At 71.4% G+C, this 17535-nt stretch carries 11 protein-coding genes; 9 read left to right on the forward strand and 2 right to left on the reverse strand.

What is annotated here, in order from left to right; genetic code table 11:
• The first annotated feature begins 37 nt into the window (after positions 1-37).
• From P2Q00_RS06600 to P2Q00_RS06635, 8 genes are all read left to right on the forward strand, one after another.
• Positions 38-1483 (forward strand): glyceraldehyde-3-phosphate dehydrogenase, encoded by a 1446-nt coding sequence (locus P2Q00_RS06600; RefSeq protein WP_275770436.1) that lies wholly within the window; start codon positions 38-40, stop codon positions 1481-1483.
• A gap of 102 nt (positions 1484-1585) precedes the next feature.
• A complete protein-coding gene (locus P2Q00_RS06605; protein WP_275770437.1) occupies positions 1586-3037 on the forward strand; it encodes a purine-cytosine permease family protein in 1452 nt (483 codons plus the stop codon).
• Between the two features lie 142 nt (positions 3038-3179).
• Complete coding sequence (locus P2Q00_RS06610; protein ID WP_275770438.1) at positions 3180-4751, forward strand: acyl-CoA carboxylase subunit beta; 1572 nt, start codon at positions 3180-3182, stop codon at positions 4749-4751.
• 64 nt (positions 4752-4815) lie between these two features.
• Positions 4816-6555, forward strand: a complete 1740-nt coding sequence (locus P2Q00_RS06615) for a fatty acyl-AMP ligase (RefSeq protein ID WP_275770439.1) — start codon at positions 4816-4818, stop codon at positions 6553-6555.
• Complete coding sequence (locus tag P2Q00_RS06620; protein ID WP_275770440.1) at positions 6552-10523, forward strand: acyltransferase domain-containing protein; 3972 nt, start codon at positions 6552-6554, stop codon at positions 10521-10523. Before P2Q00_RS06615 ends, P2Q00_RS06620 begins: the two co-directional genes overlap by 4 nt.
• Positions 10524-10543: 20 nt before the next feature.
• Complete coding sequence (locus P2Q00_RS06625; protein ID WP_275770441.1) at positions 10544-11488, forward strand: alpha/beta hydrolase; 945 nt, start codon at positions 10544-10546, stop codon at positions 11486-11488.
• 122 nt (positions 11489-11610) lie between these two features.
• Positions 11611-12897, forward strand: a complete 1287-nt coding sequence (locus P2Q00_RS06630) for a PucR family transcriptional regulator (protein ID WP_275770442.1) — start codon at positions 11611-11613, stop codon at positions 12895-12897.
• A gap of 105 nt (positions 12898-13002) precedes the next feature.
• Positions 13003-13647, forward strand: a complete 645-nt coding sequence (locus tag P2Q00_RS06635; RefSeq protein WP_275770443.1) for a cutinase family protein — start codon at positions 13003-13005, stop codon at positions 13645-13647.
• A 65-nt stretch (positions 13648-13712) separates the two neighbouring features.
• Here the strand turns inward: P2Q00_RS06635 and P2Q00_RS06640 are convergent, their stop codons facing one another.
• Positions 13713-15443 carry a hypothetical protein gene (locus P2Q00_RS06640; protein WP_275770444.1) on the reverse strand — a complete coding sequence of 577 codons (1731 nt, stop codon included), beginning with the start codon at positions 15441-15443 and terminating at the stop codon, positions 13713-13715.
• 233 nt (positions 15444-15676) lie between these two features.
• On the opposite strand from P2Q00_RS06640, the gene P2Q00_RS06645 reads away from it, so the two are divergent.
• The gene (locus P2Q00_RS06645; protein ID WP_275770445.1) at positions 15677-16375 is read left to right on the forward strand and encodes a LuxR C-terminal-related transcriptional regulator; all 699 of its coding nucleotides are present in this window, start codon (positions 15677-15679) and stop codon (positions 16373-16375) included.
• Between the two features lie 48 nt (positions 16376-16423).
• Here P2Q00_RS06645 and P2Q00_RS06650 read toward each other — a convergent pair whose 3' ends face one another.
• Entirely contained in the window at positions 16424-17455 is a 1032-nt protein-coding gene (locus tag P2Q00_RS06650) for a LacI family DNA-binding transcriptional regulator (RefSeq protein ID WP_275770446.1), read from the reverse strand.
• Between the last annotated feature and the right edge of the window lie 80 nt (positions 17456-17535).

The raw sequence follows: 17535 nt of genomic DNA on the forward strand, positions 1-17535 counted from the left end.
TATCATCTGAGCGCTGCCTAGCTCGAAAGATGGATCTGTGACTGTCAACGACGACTCGTTCACCAACTGGAAGACCCGCGAGGAGATCGCGGAGTCGATGATCCCGATCATCGGGAAGCTGCACCGCGAGCGGGACGTGACGGTCCTGCTGCACAGCCGCTCCTTGGTGAACAAGTCGGTGGTCAGCATCCTCAAGACGCACCGCTTCGCCCGGCAGATCGCCGGCGAGGAGCTCTCGGTGACCGAGACCCTGCCGTTCCTGCAGGCGCTCACCGCGCTCGACCTCGGTCCCTCGCAGATCGACATCGGCATGCTCGCCGCGACGTACCGGAGCGACGACCGCGGTCTGTCGGTGGAGGCGTTCACCGCGGAGGCGGTCGCGGGCGCCACGGGCGCGAACAAGATCGAGCGCGGCGAGGGCCGCGACGTCGTCCTCTACGGTTTCGGCCGCATCGGCCGCCTGGTGGCCCGGCTGCTGATCGAGAAGGCCGGCTCCGGCAACGGCCTCAGGCTGCGCGCGATCGTGGTGCGCGGCGGCGGTGAGCAGGACATCGTGAAGCGGGCCTCGCTGCTGCGCCGGGACTCCATCCACGGCCAGTTCCAGGGCACGATCACGGTGGACGAGGCGAGCAGCACGATCTTCGCCAACGGCAACGCGATCAAGGTGATCTACGCTAACGACCCGTCCGAGGTCGACTACACCGCGTACGGCATCAGCAACGCCATCCTCATCGACAACACCGGCAAGTGGCGTGACCGCGAGGGTCTTTCGCAGCATCTGCGCCCCGGCATCGACAAGGTCGTGCTGACCGCGCCGGGCAAGGGCGACGTCCCCAACATCGTGCACGGCGTCAACCACGACACGATCAAGCCGGACGAGCAGATCCTGTCCTGCGCCTCCTGCACCACCAACGCGATCGTGCCGCCGCTGAAGGCGATGGCGGACGAGTACGGCGTGCTGCGCGGCCATGTGGAGACCGTCCACTCGTTCACCAACGACCAGAACCTGCTGGACAACTACCACAAGGCCGACCGCCGCGGCCGTTCCGCGCCGCTGAACATGGTCATCACCGAGACCGGCGCCGCCTCCGCCGTCGCCAAGGCGCTGCCGGACCTCAAGGCGCCCATCACCGGCAGCTCGATCCGCGTCCCGGTGCCGGATGTCTCGATCGCGATCCTCAGCCTGCGGCTCGGCCGCGAGACCGACCGCGAGGAGGTCCTCGACTACCTCCGCAATGTGTCGCTGACCTCGCCGCTCAAGCGCCAGATCGACTTCACCACCGCCCCCGACGCGGTCTCCAGCGACTTCATCGGCTCGCGCCACTCCTCGATCGTCGATGCGGGCGCCACCAAGGTGGACGGCGACAACGCCATCCTCTACCTCTGGTACGACAACGAGTTCGGCTACTCCTGCCAGGTCATCCGCGTCGTCCAGCACGTCTCCGGGGTGGAGTACCCGACCTTCCCGAGCCCGGCGGTCTGACGGCGGCGCATCGCCCGGTCAAGGGTCGGCAATGACCGCTTGACCGGGCGCCCGGAGGGAATGAATTCGGCCACAAGGGCGGATCATCACTCCGGAGGTGCCATGACCACGTCATCAGAGCCACGAGTGTCGGGCCTGGAGATCCGCTCCATCGACTACGTCCCGCTGGACGAGCGCCACGGCAAGCTGTGGCACCTGGGCCCGCTGTGGTTCATGTCGAACGCACAGATCGCCACCCTCGCGGTGGGCCTGATCAGCATCACCGAGGGCGGCAACCTCATCTGGTCGCTGATCGCGATCGTGGCTGGCACCGTCCTCGGCACCTTCTTCATGGCCTTCCACTCGGCCCAGGGCCCACAGCTCGGGCTGCCCCAGATGATCCAGTCCCGGCCCCAGTTCGGCTACGTCGGCGCCCTGTTGGTGTGGCTGTTCGCCTACGTCCAGTACGCGGGCTTCAACGTCTTCAACACCATCCTCGCCGGCGAGGCGATGCACACCACGGTGCACGGGGGCGTGAAGCTGTGGGTGGTCGTGGTCACCGTGGTCGCCCTCGTCATCGCGCTGGTGGGCTACGACGTCATCCACAAGGCCGAGCAGTTCCTGACGTACTCCTTCCTGGTCGTCTTCGGGATCTTCACCGTGGGTGTCCTGGTCACGCTGCACTACCCGGCGGGCTCCTTCGACCTCGGCGCGTTCAAGGCCACGCCGTTCCTCGCCCAGTTCGGCGTGGTCGCCGGCTACCAGATCAGCTGGGCCATCTACGTCTCCGACTACTCGCGCTACCTCCCGCCGGGCGTGACCGTCCGCAAGACCTTCTACTGGACCTACTTCGGCTCGGCGCTCGGCGGCATCTGGCTGATGGTCCTCGGCGCGCTGCTCGCCGCGTGGGCGGGCAAGGACTTCGAGACGATCAAGTCGATCAATGCGGCCGGCGACAAGGTGTTCAGCGGGTTCGGCGCGATCGTGCTGCTCTTCGCCGTGCTGGGCCTGGTCTCCGTCACCGCGCTGAACATGTACGGCGGCTCGCTGACGCTCATCAGCGCCATCGACTCGATCAGGCGGGTGACGCCGACGCTCGGCGTACGGCTGGTGACCATCGGCCTGACCGCGGCGCTCTCCCTCATCGGCGCGCTGGCCGCGACCTCCAACTTCCTTGAGAACTTCAACAACTTCCTGCTGCTGGTGCTCTACCTGTTCATCCCGTGGACCGCGGTCAACCTGATGGACTACTACGTCGTGCGCCGCGGCCACTACGCCATCGCCGAGATCTTCAACCCCCGTGGAATCTACGGCCGTTGGGGCTGGCACGGCATCATCGCCTACCTGGTGGGCTTCGCCGTCATGATCCCCTTCTTCTCCGTCGGCACCCTCTACGTCGGCCCCGTCGCCCACGCACTCGACGGAGCCGACATCTCCCTGTTCATCGGGCTGCCGGTCGCCGCGGCGCTGTACTGGCTGCTGACCCGCTCGATCGACGTGGCCGCCGAGCAGCGGATCGCCGAGGCCGAGGCCGAGGCGCTGGAACAGGCGGCGCACGAGCACCGGGAACCCTGAGGGTTCCGTCATCTTCACCGAGCCGTTGTCACGCCAGGACTAACAGCGGGCCCGGCGGACTCATCTCCCGCAAATAGAACAGTGATTCCCCTATTTCGCCTCCGTGTCGCTGCCATATTCGAAAGCCACTTCGGAGGTGGCTGTGACGCGTGAGGCGACAACATCCCGTGTCGGGGAGACGGCGACGTGTGTTCCCGACCGCACCGTCGTGCGCATCGCCGAGCTGGCGGGCCGTCGGGCACAGGCGGCGTCGGACGGGCCGAGGAGGCGTGGGGAGTTCGGGGCGCGGGAGCGGATCGAACGGCTGCTGGACGCGGGCTCCTTCACCGAGACCGGCCTGTTCGTCCGGGCACGGACCACCGGCGACGGTGCACAACGCCCGTACGGCGACGGGGTGGTGACCGGGCTCGGCACGGTGGACGGCCGCGACGTCTGCGTGTTCGCGCAGGACTCCACGGTCTTCGGCGGCAGCATGGGCGAGGCTTTCGGTGAGAAGACCGTCGCGCTGATGGACCTCGCCCTGAAGACCGGCCGTCCGGTCATCGGTCTCAATGACGGGGGCGGCGCCCGTATCCAGGAGGGCGTCGCCTCGCTGGCCCTCTACGCCGAGCTGGTGCGCCGCAACGTACAGGCGTCCGGGGTGATCCCCCAGATCTCCGTCGTCCTCGGGCCGTGCGCCGGCGGGGCCGCCTACTCCCCCGCCATCACCGACTTCACGGTCATGGTGGACGGCGCCTCGCACATGTTCGTCACCGGACCCGACGTCATCGAGGCGGTCACCGGCGAGCGCACCAGCGCCGAGGACCTGGGCGGCGCCCGCACCAGCAACACCGTCAACGGCAACGCGCACTTCCTCGCCACCGACGAGCAGGACGCCTTCGACACCGTACGAGATCTGCTGTCGTACTTACCCGCCAACAACCTGGAGCGGCCGCCGGAGTACGCGCCGGGGGACGTGCCCGGCGGGGCGTGGCTGGACGAGGTCGTGCCGGACCGGCTGGGGCAGGCCTACGACATGCGCGACATCCTGCGTGCGGTCGTCGACGACGGTGAACTCCTCGACGTCCAGGAGCTGTTCGCACCCAACATCATCTGTGCGCTGGCCCGGGTCGAGGGCCGGTCGGTCGGTGTCGTCGCCAACCAGCCGCTGCACTTCGCCGGTGTCCTCGACATCGACGCCTCGGAGAAGGCGGCGCGGTTCGTGCGGTTCTGCGACGCGTTCGGCATCCCGCTGCTGACCTTCGCCGACGTGCCGGGGTATCTCTCGGGGGTCCGTCAGGAGCAGGCCGGGATCATCCGCCGCGGCGCCAAACTGCTGTACGCCTACGCGGAGGCGACCGTGCCGAAGGTGACGGTGGTGGTGCGCAAGGCGTACGGCGGCGGGTACGCGGTGATGGGCTCCAAGCATCTCGGTGCCGACATCAACCTCGCCTGGCCGACCGCCCGCATCGCCGTGATGGGCGCCGAGGGCGCGGTGGGCGTGCTGCACCGGCGTGAACTCGCGGCCGCCGCCGACCCGGAGGCGCTGCGCGCCGACCTGGTCGCCGCGTACGAGCGCACCCACGGCACGCCCTATCTTGCCGCCGAGCGCGGCTACGTCGACGACGTCATCGCCCCGCGCGACACCCGCGCCCAGGTCTGCCGTGCCCTGCGCGCGCTGCGCGGCAAGCGTGCCCCGATGCCGGAGCGCAGGCACGGAAACATCCCGCTCTGACCTGCCCGCCGCTCCAACTGCCGTGCCCCGCAAGCCGATTACGTGACCTGAGGAGCCCTGCCCGATGGACAGCCGCCGTCCCCCGATCGCGCCCGCCCACCCCACACTGCCGGAGTATGTGCGGCACTGGGCCCAAGTCACCCCCGACCGCCGGGCGTTCACCTTCGTCGACCATCCCGCGCCGGGTTCGCGCGGGGTCCACCGCACCCTGACGTGGCGGCGCCTGGAACTGCGGGTGCGGGCGCTGGCCGCGCGGCTCGCGGAGGAGGCCGAGCCCGGGGCGCGGGTGGCGCTGCTGTGCCCGCAGGGGACGGAGTACGTCACCGCGTTCCTGGCGACGCTCGCCGCCGGCCTGGTCGCCGTACCCCTGTATCCGCCCGGTCTGCCCGGGCAAGGTGACCGGCTCTCGGCGGTGTTCGCCGACGCGGGTCCGACGGCCGTGGTGACGACGAGCCGCGCGCTGGAGGAGGTGCGGGACTTCTGCGGCGGCACATCGGTGCGGATCGTCGCCGCCGACCAGGTGCCGGACTCCGCCGCCGGGGAGTGGCAGCCCGCCGCGCCGGACCCCGGAGCGATCGCGTATCTGCAGTACACCTCGGGCTCCACCCGCACCCCGGCGGGTGTGGAGATCACGCACGCGAACGTGGTCGCCAACGCCCGTCAGGCGCTGACCGCCTATGGTGCCGATGCCCATCCGGTGACCTGTGTGGGCTGGTTGCCGCTCTACCACGACATGGGGCTGGTGCTGAGCGTCGCCGCCCCGGTGGTGCGCGGTCTGCTGTCGGTGCTGATGGATCCTGTCGCATTCCTGCACGAGCCCGTGCGCTGGCTGCGGCTGCTCGCGGCGCATCCGCGCGCGCTGACGGCCGCGCCCAACTTCGCGTACGACTTCTGCACTTCGGCCGTCACCGACGCGCAGAAGGCGGATCTGCGGCTCGACCGGATCGCCGCGCTGATCAACGGCAGCGAACCGGTCCGTCCCGGCACGGTCGACGGCTTCCACGCCGCGTTCGCCGCGCAGGGGTTGTCGCCGGAGGTGCACTGTCCGTCGTACGGGCTGGCCGAGGCCACCGTCTTCGTCAGCGCGACCCGGCCGGGGCAGCCGCTGCGCCGGTTCGCCCTCGACCGTGACGCCCTCGCCACCGGGAAGGCCCTGCCCGCGCGGCCGGACGATCCCCGGGCCGTGCTGCTGGCGGGCTGCGGCACTCCGGTGGGCCAGCGGGTGCGCATCGTCGATCCGGTGTCCGGGGCCGCCCTGCCGGAGGGCGAGGTCGGGGAGATCCGGGTACAGGGGCCCAACATCGGCCGCGGCTACTGGGGGCGGGAGCGTCAGACCCGGCTCGTCTTCGGCGCCGAGACGGACGCCGGTCCGGGCGGCTGGCTGCGTACCGGTGATCTGGGGACCGTGCTGGAGGGGCAGTTGATCGTCACCGGCCGGCTGAAGGACCTCATCGTCGTCGACGGACGCAATCACTATCCGCAGGACGTGGAGGCCACGGCCCAGGACGCGCACCCGGCGGTGCGTCGCGACCGGCTGGCCGCCTTCGGTGTGCCGGGCGGCGCGGGCGAGCGGGTGGTCGTCGTGGCCGAGCACCTGCGGACCATGAGCCTGGCCGATATCGACGTGCCGGCCGTCATACGGGCCGTGCGTGCCGCCGTTTCCGGACGGCACGGGCTGCGGCTGGCCGAGGTCGTCCTGGTCGCGCCGGGCGTCGTCGCCCGTACGTCCAGCGGCAAGGTGTCGCGGTCCCTGACCCGGGAGCGGTATCTGCAGGGCGCGTACGCGGCGGAGGATGCGCGGTGAGAGCGGTCGACGAGGGTGCGATACGCGGGCTGATCGCGGAGCGGGTTGCCGCGTGGAGCGGGTCCGCGGCCGAGACGGTCCCGATGGACCGGCCGCTGGCCGACCTGGGCATGTCCTCGCGGGACGCGGTGATCCTGGCCGGGGAGCTGTCCGTGCTGACGGGGCATGAGCTGCCGGCGACGCTGCTGTGGGAGGCTCCGACCGGCGATGCGCTGGTGGCGCGCCTGTGCCGCGGCGGGGCGGAGCCCACAACGACCACGCTCCCGGGCCCTGCCCCTGCGGACTTCGGCGAGCCCGTCGCCGTCATCGGGGTCGGCTGCCGGTTGCCCGGTGGTGTGCACGGCCCGGGCGACTACTGGCGGATGCTGAGCGAGGGCGTCGACGCGATCCGGCGGGTCCCCGAGGACCGGTGGCGGGACTTCACCGCCTTTCCGCCCGCCGACGCGCCTACGCACGGCGGCTATCTCGACGACATCGCCGGGTTCGACGCGGAGTTCTTCCGCATCACCCCGCGCGAGGCCGCGGTGATGGACCCGCAGCAGCGGATCCTTCTGGAGGTCGTCCACGAGGCGCTCGGCCATGCCGCCGTGCCGGCCGCCTCGCTGGCCGGCAGCACCACCGGTGTGTTCGTCGGTGTCTCGGCCCCCGAGTACGGCCAACTCACCGGTGCCGATGCGGGCGTTGTCGACCCCTGGGCCCCGGCGGGTGCCGCGCTGAGTGTCGCCGCGGGCCGGGTGGCGTATGTGCTGGACACCCGTGGGCCGAGCATGGCCGTGGACACCGCGTGTTCCTCCTCGCTGGTCGCGGTGCACCACGCGTGCGTCAGCCTGCGCACGGGCGAGAGCGAACTGGGGATCGCCGCGGGCGTCAACGTGCTGCTCTCCCCCACGATCGGGGTGGCGTTCGGGCGGGCGGGGGCGCTCGCGCCGGACGGGCGGTGCAAGCCGTTCTCGGCGGTGGCCGACGGCATCGGGCGCGGCGAGGGCTGCGCGGCCGTACTCCTGAAACGGCTGTCCGACGCCGAACGGGACGGCGACCGGATCCTGGCCGTCATCCGCGCCACCGCGGTCAACTCCGACGGCCGCTCCAACGGTCTCCTGGCACCCAACCCCGCAAGTCAGCAAGCCCTGTTGACGACCGCCTACGCACGGGCCGGACTCGACCCGGCCGGCATCGACTACGTCGAGGCGCACGGCACCGGTACTCCGCTCGGCGATCCGATCGAGGCGGGCGCGCTCGGCGCGGTCCTCGGTGCGGGCCGGGATCCCGATCAGCCGCTGCTGCTGGGCTCGGTGAAGGGGAATCTGGGCCATCTGGAGTCGGCCGCGGGTATCGCAGGGCTGGTGAAGACGGTGCTGGCGCTGCACCACGACGTCGTTCCGCCGTCCCTGCACTGCGCGGAGGGCAGCGCCCTTGACGACGTACGGCTGCGGGTGGTGAGCGAGCCCGAGCCCTGGCCGCGGTACGGCGGCACGGCCACCGCCGGGGTCTCCGGGTTCGGCTTCGGCGGCACCAACGCCCATGCGGTGCTGGAGGAATGGCGGACCGCCGTCCTGTCGCCGCCGCCCGCCGCGGAACCGGTCGCCCGCCTGCATCTGCTCTCCGACGTCGACGGCGAACGCCTGCGGGACACCGCGGCCCGGCTCGCGGACTGGCTGCGCACACCCGAGGGTGGTGCCGCGCGTCCCGCCGAGGTGGCCCGCACGCTCGCGGGGCGTGGCGGCCGCGGGTCGGTCCGGGCCGCCGTCGCCGCGCGCGACTGTGCCGAACTCGCCGACGGGCTGGGCGCGTTGGCGCAGGGCCGACCGCACGTCCGGGTCCTGACCGGGGAGCGTGATCTCGTCGGGCGCGGCCCGGTGTGGGTGTTCTCCGGATACGGCAGCCAGTGGACGGGCATGGGCCGCCGGCTGCTGGCCGAGGAGCCCGCCTTCGCCTCCGCCGTCGAAAAGCTCGACGCCCAACTCGCCCCGGAGTGCGGGCTGTCCCTGTACGACCACCTGGCCTCCGGCGACGACCTCGACCGGCTGGAGGTGGCCCAGCCCGTCCTGTTCGGACTGCAGGTCGCGCTCGCCGAGCTGTGGCGCTCCTACGGCGTCGAACCCGCCGCGGTCATCGGCCACTCGATGGGCGAGGTCGCCGCCACGGTGTGCGCGGGAGCACTGGGGGTGGCGGACGCGGCGCGGGTCGTCGCCGTACGGGCCCGGCTGCTCGCCGGGCTGCGGGGTGGCGCCATGGCGGTCGTCGACGTCGACGACGCCGAACTCGCCGCGCTGGAAAGGGACTTCCCCCATGTTCATGTAGCCGTCCACTCCTCCCCCGGCCAGAAGGTGGTCACCGGCGAGGAGGCCGCGGTGGCACGGCTGGTGCGACGGCTGGAGGAGGAAGGGCGGACCGCCCGCGCCATGCGGGTCGTCGGTGCCGGACACTCACCCCAAGTCGACGCACTCATACCGGAGTTGACCGAGGCCTTGGCCGATGTCGAAGGCGGTCGGCCTCGCGTCCCCGTCTACTCCACCGTCCTGGACGACCCTCGCGGTGACTCCTCCTTCGACGCCGCCCACTGGGCCGCGAACCTGCGGCGGCCGGTGCAGCTGGAGCGAGCCGTCGCGGCCGCCGCGGCCGACGGCCACACCGCGTTCGTCGAGATCTCGCCCCACCCGGTGCTGCTGCGGGCCGTCGCCGACACCGCCCCGGGTGCCCTCACCGTCGGCACGCTGCGTCGCGACGGCGACGACCTGGCCGCGTTCCTCGGCGAGTTGGGGGCCCTGTACACGGCGGGGCTGCGGCTGCCGTTGCCGTCCGGTCTCGTCATCGACCTGCCCGCACCGCGCTGGCGGCACGTACGGCACTGGTGGACGGACGGGCGTACGACGACCACCGTCGTACCGGCGCAACCGGTCGCCGCGCCGCAGGACACCTCCGTCACCGCCCGTCTGTCCCACCACATCGCCGCCGTCACCGGCCACTCCCCGAGCCGGATCACCCCCGCCACCGCCCTGGCCGACCTCGGCCTGGACTCCCTGATGGCCGTGCGCATCCGCACCGCCCTGGAGCGCGAGTTCGGCATCGAACTGCACCTGCGCGAGCTGCTCGGCACCCCCACGGTCGAGCAACTCGCCGAGCGCATCGGGCAGGCGACGCTCCCGGCCGACGGTGGCTCGCCGCTGCGCACCCTGCGCGCCAACGGCTCCCGCCCGCCGCTCTTCCTGATCCATGCCGCCGGCGGGACGACCGACGTCTACCGGGCGCTGGCGGACCGGCTCGGGGACGACCGGCCGGTGTACGGGCTGGAGCGGATCGAGGAGGCGGACACGGTGACCGAGAAGGCACGCCGGTACACCGAGGCGGTTCAGGCAGCCCACCCCAACGGGCCCTGTCTGCTGGGTGGTTGGTCCTTCGGAGGCTTCATCGCGCAGGAGACCGCGCGGCAACTCACCGCCGCCGGGCGGGAGGTGCAGCTGGTCGCGCTCATCGACTCCGTACGGCCCCTCCCCCTGTCCGGGCAGACACCGGAGGACCGGGTCCGAGCGCACTTCACGGGCTTTGCCCGGCACGTCGCCGACACCTACGGGGTGCGGCTGGAATTGCCGTACGACGAACTCGTGGCGATGGAGGACGACGGCGAGCGCATCGACACCGTGCTGCGGACGCTGCGCGAGGCCGCCGACGTGCCTGCCGCCGTCCTGGAGCATCAGCGTTCCTCCTACCTGGACCTGAGGATCGGCGAGGCGCACCGGCCGGGCCGTCATGACGGGCCCGTGGTGCTGTACCGGGCCTCCGAGGCCGCTCCGCACACCGTGCGCGACCCGGCGTACGAGCGGGACGACGAGGCGCTCGGCTGGGACGAGGTGTGCCCGCGCCTCACGGTCGTGCGGGTCGGCGGTCACCACCTGTCGCTTCTCGACCCGCCGTACGTCGAGGAGATCGCCGCCCATCTGCGGCGGGAGCTCGCCGCGCAGACCCGCTGAACCCACCCCGAGGAGCCGCCATGCCCCACCGCCACCGCACCACCGCCCCGTCCCGACGTACCGTCACCAAGGCCACGGCGGTCGCCGGTCTGGCCGCCCTGTTCGGCGCCGCCGCCGGTACCGCGCAGGCCGCGACCCGGATCGGGCCGCGCACCTTCGACGTGTCCGTGGGCTCCGCCGCACTGGGCCGCAGCGCCCCGGTGCGGCTGATCCTGCCGTCCGGCTTCGCCACGCAGACCGGCCGGACCTACCCGGTGCTGTATCTGCTGCACGGCGCCCATGACGACTACACCTCCTGGACCCGGGAGACCGACATCGAGGCCTTCACCGAGGGCCGGGACCTGATCGTGGCGATGCCGGACGGGGGCCCCACCGGCATTCCCACCACCTGGCTCAGCGGCCCCGACTACGAGACCTTCCAGCTCACCGAGGTCCCGGCGATGCTCGCGCGCGACTACCGGGCCTCGGGGGTGCGGGCGGTCGCCGGAGTCTCGACCGGCGGTTACGGCGCGATGGCGCACACGGCCCGCCATCCGGGCGCGTTCACCGCGGCGGCCTCCTACAGCGGCATCCTCGACACCACCGCGCTCGGCGTGCCCACCCTCGTCGACGCCATCGTGGCCCGCGAGAACCTGTCGCCCCTGTCGCTGTGGGGCAACCCGGTGCTGAACCTCCTGACCTGGCGGAACTTCAATCCGCGGGCCCGCGCCGAGGGGCTGCGCGGCACGCCGCTGTACGTCTCCAGCGGCAGCGGCGTGGTCGGCGGGACCGGCGACTGGCTCCCCGAGGCGCTGGAGAGCGCGCTGTGGCCCTCCGCGCACAGCTTCACCAGCGCCCTGAACCGGCTGGGCATCACGGTCACCACCCACTTCTACAGCGGAGGAGGACACAGCTGGGAGTACTGGAAGCCGGAGTTCGCCGCGTCCTGGCCGATGCTCGCCGGTGCACTGGGACTGCCGGAGTGATGTCGGTGCCGTCGGGGCACGGAACGGAGCGCAGGGGACGTTCGTCCAACACTGGACTTGTCCCTCGTCCCACGGGAAGCAGCCCGCGGGTGAGCCTGCTCCGGTTGAAAGGAGTGTCCGCGATGGCCGTCCCCACCCCGCACGGCGGGCCGGCCGGTCCGGCATCCCCCTCTATGCCGCCCGACCTCGCCGAGTTGCTCCGTGCCCAGCTGGAGGCGGTCGCCAACGAGGTCGAGGACGAGGTCCGCAGCCAGGTGCCCGAGTACGCGGGCCCTGCGGACGGGATGTACGCCAGGAACCTGCGGGCCGGGGTGGTGCAGGCGCTGACCCTGTTCGTCGACCACATCGCCGACCCGCGCGGCCGGGGCGACGCGATCGCCTCGACGTACTACGAACTCGGGCGCGGCGTGGCCCTGGAGGACCGCAGCCTGGACGCGCTGCAGTCCGCGCTGCGGATCGGCGGGATGCATGCCTGGCGGCTGATGGGCCGTACGGCAGAGGAGCTGGGGCTGGACTCCGCGGTGGTGGCCGCGCTGGGCGAGCTCGCGTTCCGGACCGTGCACGAGGTGGCCGAGGCAGCCGCGGCAGGCTATGCGGAGGGCCGGCTGCGCAGCACGGACGAGTTGGAGCGGCGGCGCAGACGTCTGCTCGAACTGCTGCTGAGCGAGGGGCCGGTGCCATTGGAAGCGGTGCAGGATCTGGCACACGGTGCACGGTGGTCGGTGCCGCGGCAGGTCGCGGTGATCGCGCTCGCAATCTGCCCGGACCAGCCCGAGGAGGAGCGGCCGCTGGTGGCCGCCGGGGCCCTGGTGGACATGGAGTCCCGGCCGCCGCGGATGCTGGTGCCTGATCCGGACGGCTCGGGCCGCTTCGGCGGGCGGGCGTTCACCCTCGCGTTGCGCGGCCGGCCGGCGGCGATCGGCCCGACGGTGCCGCTGGCCGAAGCCGTGCAGTCGCTGCGCTGGGCCGCCCGGGCGCTGGGGCTGATGGGCCGCGGGATCCTGCCCCGGCAGGGCGTCGTGCGCTGCGCCGACCATCTGTCGACCCTGCTGCTGCACGGCGACGAGCCGCTGCTCGCCCAGTTGGAGACGCGCGTACTGGCTCCGTTGGACACGGCCTCCGAGGGGCAACGGGCCCGGCTCGCCGAGACGTTGCTGGCCTGGCTGCTCGGCGGCAGCAATGTGCCCGACGTCGCCGCCCGCCTGCACATCCACCCGCAGACGGTCCGCTACCGCCTGCGCCAGCTGGAGAAGCTCTTCGGCGACGCCCTGCACGACCCCGGCACCCGCCTGGACCTCATCCTGGCCCTGCGCGCCGAGGAACTGCGGGCGGATCAAGTGCGTGCGGACCAGGAAACGCCTTCCGCGCAAGGGATTTCCCCCGGCTCACCTCAGCTCAAGAAATCGTAGAACTTCTGAATTCCCGTACATAACACCCCGTCAGACAGAGCGAATACGTTCGGGACGTCCTTTTCCGCAGGCGCGCGCAAAGCGCCCCACCCTCAAAGGATCCCCATGCGTATTCGCTTGTGCCTCGCCGCGCTCTCGTTGGCCGGCGGGGCGGCCGGACTGGCCACCGTCTCGACACCCGCGGCATCGGCCGCCACCTGCTCGGACATCGACGTCGTCGCGGCCCGTGGCACCTTCGAGCCGGGCACCCTCGGCGCGCTCGTCGGCGACCCGGTGTATTCGGCCCTGCAGAAGAAACTGACGGGCAAAAACCTCACCAGCTACAAGGTGGACTACCCCGCGGACCTTTCCCTGACCTCCGCCGCACAGGGAAACGCCGATCTGGTGAACCACGTCAACAGCCAGGCGGCCGCGTGTCCGAATCAGCGTTTCATTCTCGTCGGCTATTCGCAGGGCGCGAACGTCGTCGACAACTCCATCGGAATCAGCAGCGACGGCGCGGTGGTCGGCAGCCCCATCGTGGCGACCATTCCCACCGCACTCGAACCGCGGGTCACCGCGGTACTGCTGTTCGGCAACCCGATCCGGGCCCTCGGCAAGAGCGTCACCGGCACCTACCAGAGCCGCACCATCGACTTCTGCGCCAAGGGCGACCCCATCTGCGAGAACGGCGGCGGCGACGTCCTCGCGCACCTCGGCTACACCGCGAACGCCGACACGGCGGCCGCCTTCGCCGCGGGCAAGGTCTGAGCGCGGCAGGTCACGATCGTTGGGCCCGGGAGGATCTCCCGGGCCCAACGGCTGTGCGGGTAGGGCTACTTGGGCTCCGCGGCGAATCGCGCGAGGTTGGTGGAGGTGGGCTCGGGCCGCCCGTTGTTCTGCACGGGCGCCGCGGTCAGCACGTCGAGGTGCTGGTAGCCGTCGGCGACCACCGGGTGCAGATCGGGCGGGATGCGGCCCGCCAGCAGTCCGTCGCCCGCGAGCACCGTGAGCGTGGGGTTGACGGTGAGCCCGTCGGGATGCACGACCAGCCGCTTGACCTGTGGGGAGGTGGCCAGTTCGAGGTCGGTGACCAGTTTGGTGGGGAAGTACTGCTCGGTGAAGTCCAGCGGCTGCTGGGCGAGGCTGCGGGCCAACTCCCCTATGTCGGTGACCTCTTTGCCGGCGTTGGTGAAGGGCGTGCCGTCGGCCGACTTGTAGCCGGAGTCGTCGGCGGCGCCGACACGGTCGTAATTGCGCCATGTGTAGAGCGGTCCGTGCGGCTGGGCCGGGATGGCCTTGTACTCGACGCCGAACAGCCCCGGCTGCTGTGAACTGCCGTTGGCCGCAGGGAAGTTCTTGTCGGTGATCGGCCCTCCGTCGAAGAAGCCCACGCTGCTCTGCAGGAAAGCCAGCGGTACGGAGTTGTCGTCCAGCAGCGCTCCGAGCACGGCCGCGTTGGTGAGCCGGAAGTCCTTCACCGCGGGAGAGCCGGTGAGGAAGGTGGCGGTGTCCTTGGAGAACAGGAAGCGGTTGGTGGCCTCATTGTTGGTGTTGACGGGCAGATAGCTCGGCAGGTCGGCCTCACCGCCCGGATCCTGTACGGCGCCCACGCCGGCGATGGCCAGCAGGGTCATGGTCTCGGGGTTGAGCAGGACCGGCGCGGACAGCGAGCGCGGCAGCACTCCGCTGTCGAGTCCGGCCTGCACGACGCCGTAACCAAGGCCCACGTCGGGCAGATTGGTGTCGCCCGGCATGCTGCCGCTCAGGTCGCCCAGCGTGGTGGAGACAGTCGTGTCGAGGGCGAAGTAGCCGGCGCACTGGTTGTATCCGGCGTCGGTGGTGGTGGCGGGGTCGCCGTCGAAGTCGGCGGCCGCGAAGTAGCCGGTGATCACACCGCCGAGCGAGTGTCCGCCGCACAGCACCTTGCGCTTGCGCAGCCCCTGGTCGGGCAACTCGGCGGCGAGCAGGTCGTACTGGTCGCGCACGGTCTGCTCGATGCCGAGCTTCGCCATCCAGCCCAGCCGGTCGTTGCCGACATAGCCGGCGAAAGTGCGGCCGTCGACCTGCTTGCCCCGGTAGTAGTAGTCGACGGCCGTGTGCTCGTCGCCGGAGGCGATACCGGCGTGATCCTCAAGGCAGTTGGAGCGCCGGTCCAGCGCCCAGAACTCGATGTGCCGCCCCTGCTCGGCGGCGCGCGCCACGGTGTTGCGGGCGACGCTGTCGAAGGCTCCGGCCCCCTCCAGGATGCCCGGCTGGGCGACGAGGATCCGGTCGGCGTCGGCCGAGGCCGCAGGCCCGTCGGTGGAGCGGTAGCGCAGATACGACAGCCAGTCGCAGGCCGCCGGCCGGTCGCCGAAGGACGCCGGCAGCGGGACCTTCACCCGCACCACCGACTCGGCCACTCCGGCGACCGGGCTCGTCGACGCCACGGGCGTCTCGGTCCGCGCACTCTCCCCTCGGGCCTCGGGGGCGGTCACGGTGATCGCCCCGGCGGTCAGCAGCACGGCCAGCGCGGCGCTGCGCAGGGTCTTCGCGGTTGTTCCTCTGCTGCGGCTCGTGTCCATAGCCGGACCGTAGGGCCGCGGGAACCACGCCATCGGGCAGTGCTCACAAAGACTCAGCTCCTGGTGAAGCCTTTGTCACCAGGAGCCGAGGCGCCCGTTCCGCGCCGCAATCCGACTGATCCGAGATGTGACCCAGACCACGATGAAAACGGTGCCGTTTCGATTGCGGCGAGGGCTATTCTGAGCATCAAGTGAACGAAACAGTTTCGTTTAGAGGATGAGGGAGGACGGACATGGTCTCCGTACTCATCGTCAACGACCAGTCCCTGCAACGCGTCGGCCTGCGCATGCTCCTGGCCGCCGAGCCCGACCTGACCGTGATCGGCGAAGCGGCGAGCGGGGGCGAGGCGGTCGGCCTCTGCGCCACGCTCCGTCCGGACGTCGTCCTGATGGACAGCCGCCTGGCCCAGGCCGACGACATCGATGCCATCCGACGCATCGCACGGCCCCCGCGCTTCCTCCCGGCCGCCGAGTCCGCCATGGCCGCCGGAACCCCTCCTCGCGTACTGGTGCTGACATCGAGCAGCGACGACCGGCACGCGCACGCCGCCCTGCGCGCCGGAGCAGGCGGCTTCCTGCTCACCAACGCCGCTCCGGAGGAACTGACCGCAGCCATCCGGGTCGTGGCCGCCGGGGACGCGGTGATCACCCCGGCCCTGACCCGCGCACTCATCGACGCCGTCCGCGCACAGCCGGCCGTCCGGCCCGTCGAGCGGGAAGCCGGACTGGCCACCCTCACCGAACGTGAACGCGACGTCCTGACGGCCGTGGCCTCCGGCTGGTCCAACACCGAGATCGCCGTCCGGCTGTCCATCGCCCCGACCACCGTCAAGTCGCACGTCAGCCACATCCTCGCCAAGATCGGCGTCCGGGCCCGCGTCCAGGCGGTGGCCTTCGCCTACGAGTCCGGGCTGATACGGCCGGCAGCCTGACGCCCGAAGACCGCGCGGGCGGCCGACGCGTCCCGCACGCGCTGCTCCTCAGGCGGGTTCGGCGGTGGTGCCTCGGACGACCAGGTGCGGGGTGAGGACGACCTCTCGGGGCTCGGTGCGGCCCTGGTCGAGGCGCTCGACGGCGGCGCTCACCGCGTACCGGGCCTGCTCCTCGGCGTTCTGGCTGACGGTGGTCAGGTTGAAGCAGCTCAGTCGGGAGAGCGTGTCGTCGTCGTAGCCGGCCACGGAGATCTCGCCCGGGACGGAGACGCCGGCCCGGGCCAGGGCGGCCAGGACACCGATGGCGGACTGGTCGTTGTAGGTGACGACCGCGGTGGGCAGTGCGTCGCCGTCGAGGAGGTGGCGCGCGGCGCGTTCGCCGGCCGCTTCGGTGTGGTCGCCGGTCAGGACCCGGATGTGGTCGCCCAGGCCGTGGCGGCGCATGGCGGAACGGTAACCGCGACGCCGGTCGGTGGCGATGACACCCTTGCCGCCGTCGACGTGCACGATCTCGCGATGGCCGAGTCCGACCAAGTGGTCGATGACCTGCCCGACGCCGTCGTCGTCCGCGCTGCGTACGACGTCCAGGCCGGCGTCGGTGATCCGACGGCCGACCGCGATGACGGGGGCCTTGTTGTCGAGGGCGGCCAGCATGTCGGCCGGGGCCGTGGGGCCGAGCAGGATCAGCGCCTCGCTACGGAAGGCGAGCAGCGTGTCCACGGCGGTGTTCTCGTCGCGCGTGCGGGTCAGAGTGCTCAGGACCAGGTCGTAGCCGACCTCCTCGGCGGCCGTGTGCAGATGCTCGACCAGCTCCGCGTGGAACGGGCTGTGGATGTCGACCATGACGCCGAGCAGCCGGCTGCGCCTGCTGGCGAGGGTGCTGGCGGTGCGGTCGACCTGGTAGCCGAGATCGGCCGCCGCCTTGAGAACACGCTGACGGGTCCGCTCACTGGGGCCCGGCGCACCGCGCAGCACCAGGGACACCGACGCCGTGGACAGACCCACCCGCGCGGCGACGTCCTCCAGTCGGGGGCGCTTGTGCGTGCCGTTCCGGTGACCTGCGGAACCGACATCCTCCACCTGTGCCTCCCCGGGCAAATCTCCTCGTGCAACACCCTTGACACGCTCGCGAAACAAGGCCGATAGTACCAGCACTTAAA

Source organism: Streptomyces coacervatus (genome assembly GCF_029223485.1).
Classification (GTDB): Bacteria; Actinomycetota; Actinomycetes; order Streptomycetales; family Streptomycetaceae; genus Streptomyces; species Streptomyces coacervatus.

Coding starts and splice junctions, on each gene's coding strand:
- P2Q00_RS06615 (WP_275770439.1), top strand. CDS start 4,816: ATGGACAGCCGCCGTCCCCCGATCGCGCCCGCCCACCCCACACTGCCG.
- P2Q00_RS06645 (WP_275770445.1), top strand. CDS start 15,677: ATGGTCTCCGTACTCATCGTCAACGACCAGTCCCTGCAACGCGTCGGC.
- P2Q00_RS06630 (WP_275770442.1), top strand. CDS start 11,611: ATGGCCGTCCCCACCCCGCACGGCGGGCCGGCCGGTCCGGCATCCCCC.
- P2Q00_RS06640 (WP_275770444.1), bottom strand. CDS start 15,443: ATGGACACGAGCCGCAGCAGAGGAACAACCGCGAAGACCCTGCGCAGC.
- P2Q00_RS06625 (WP_275770441.1), top strand. CDS start 10,544: ATGCCCCACCGCCACCGCACCACCGCCCCGTCCCGACGTACCGTCACC.
- P2Q00_RS06635 (WP_275770443.1), top strand. CDS start 13,003: ATGCGTATTCGCTTGTGCCTCGCCGCGCTCTCGTTGGCCGGCGGGGCG.
- P2Q00_RS06605 (WP_275770437.1), top strand. CDS start 1,586: ATGACCACGTCATCAGAGCCACGAGTGTCGGGCCTGGAGATCCGCTCC.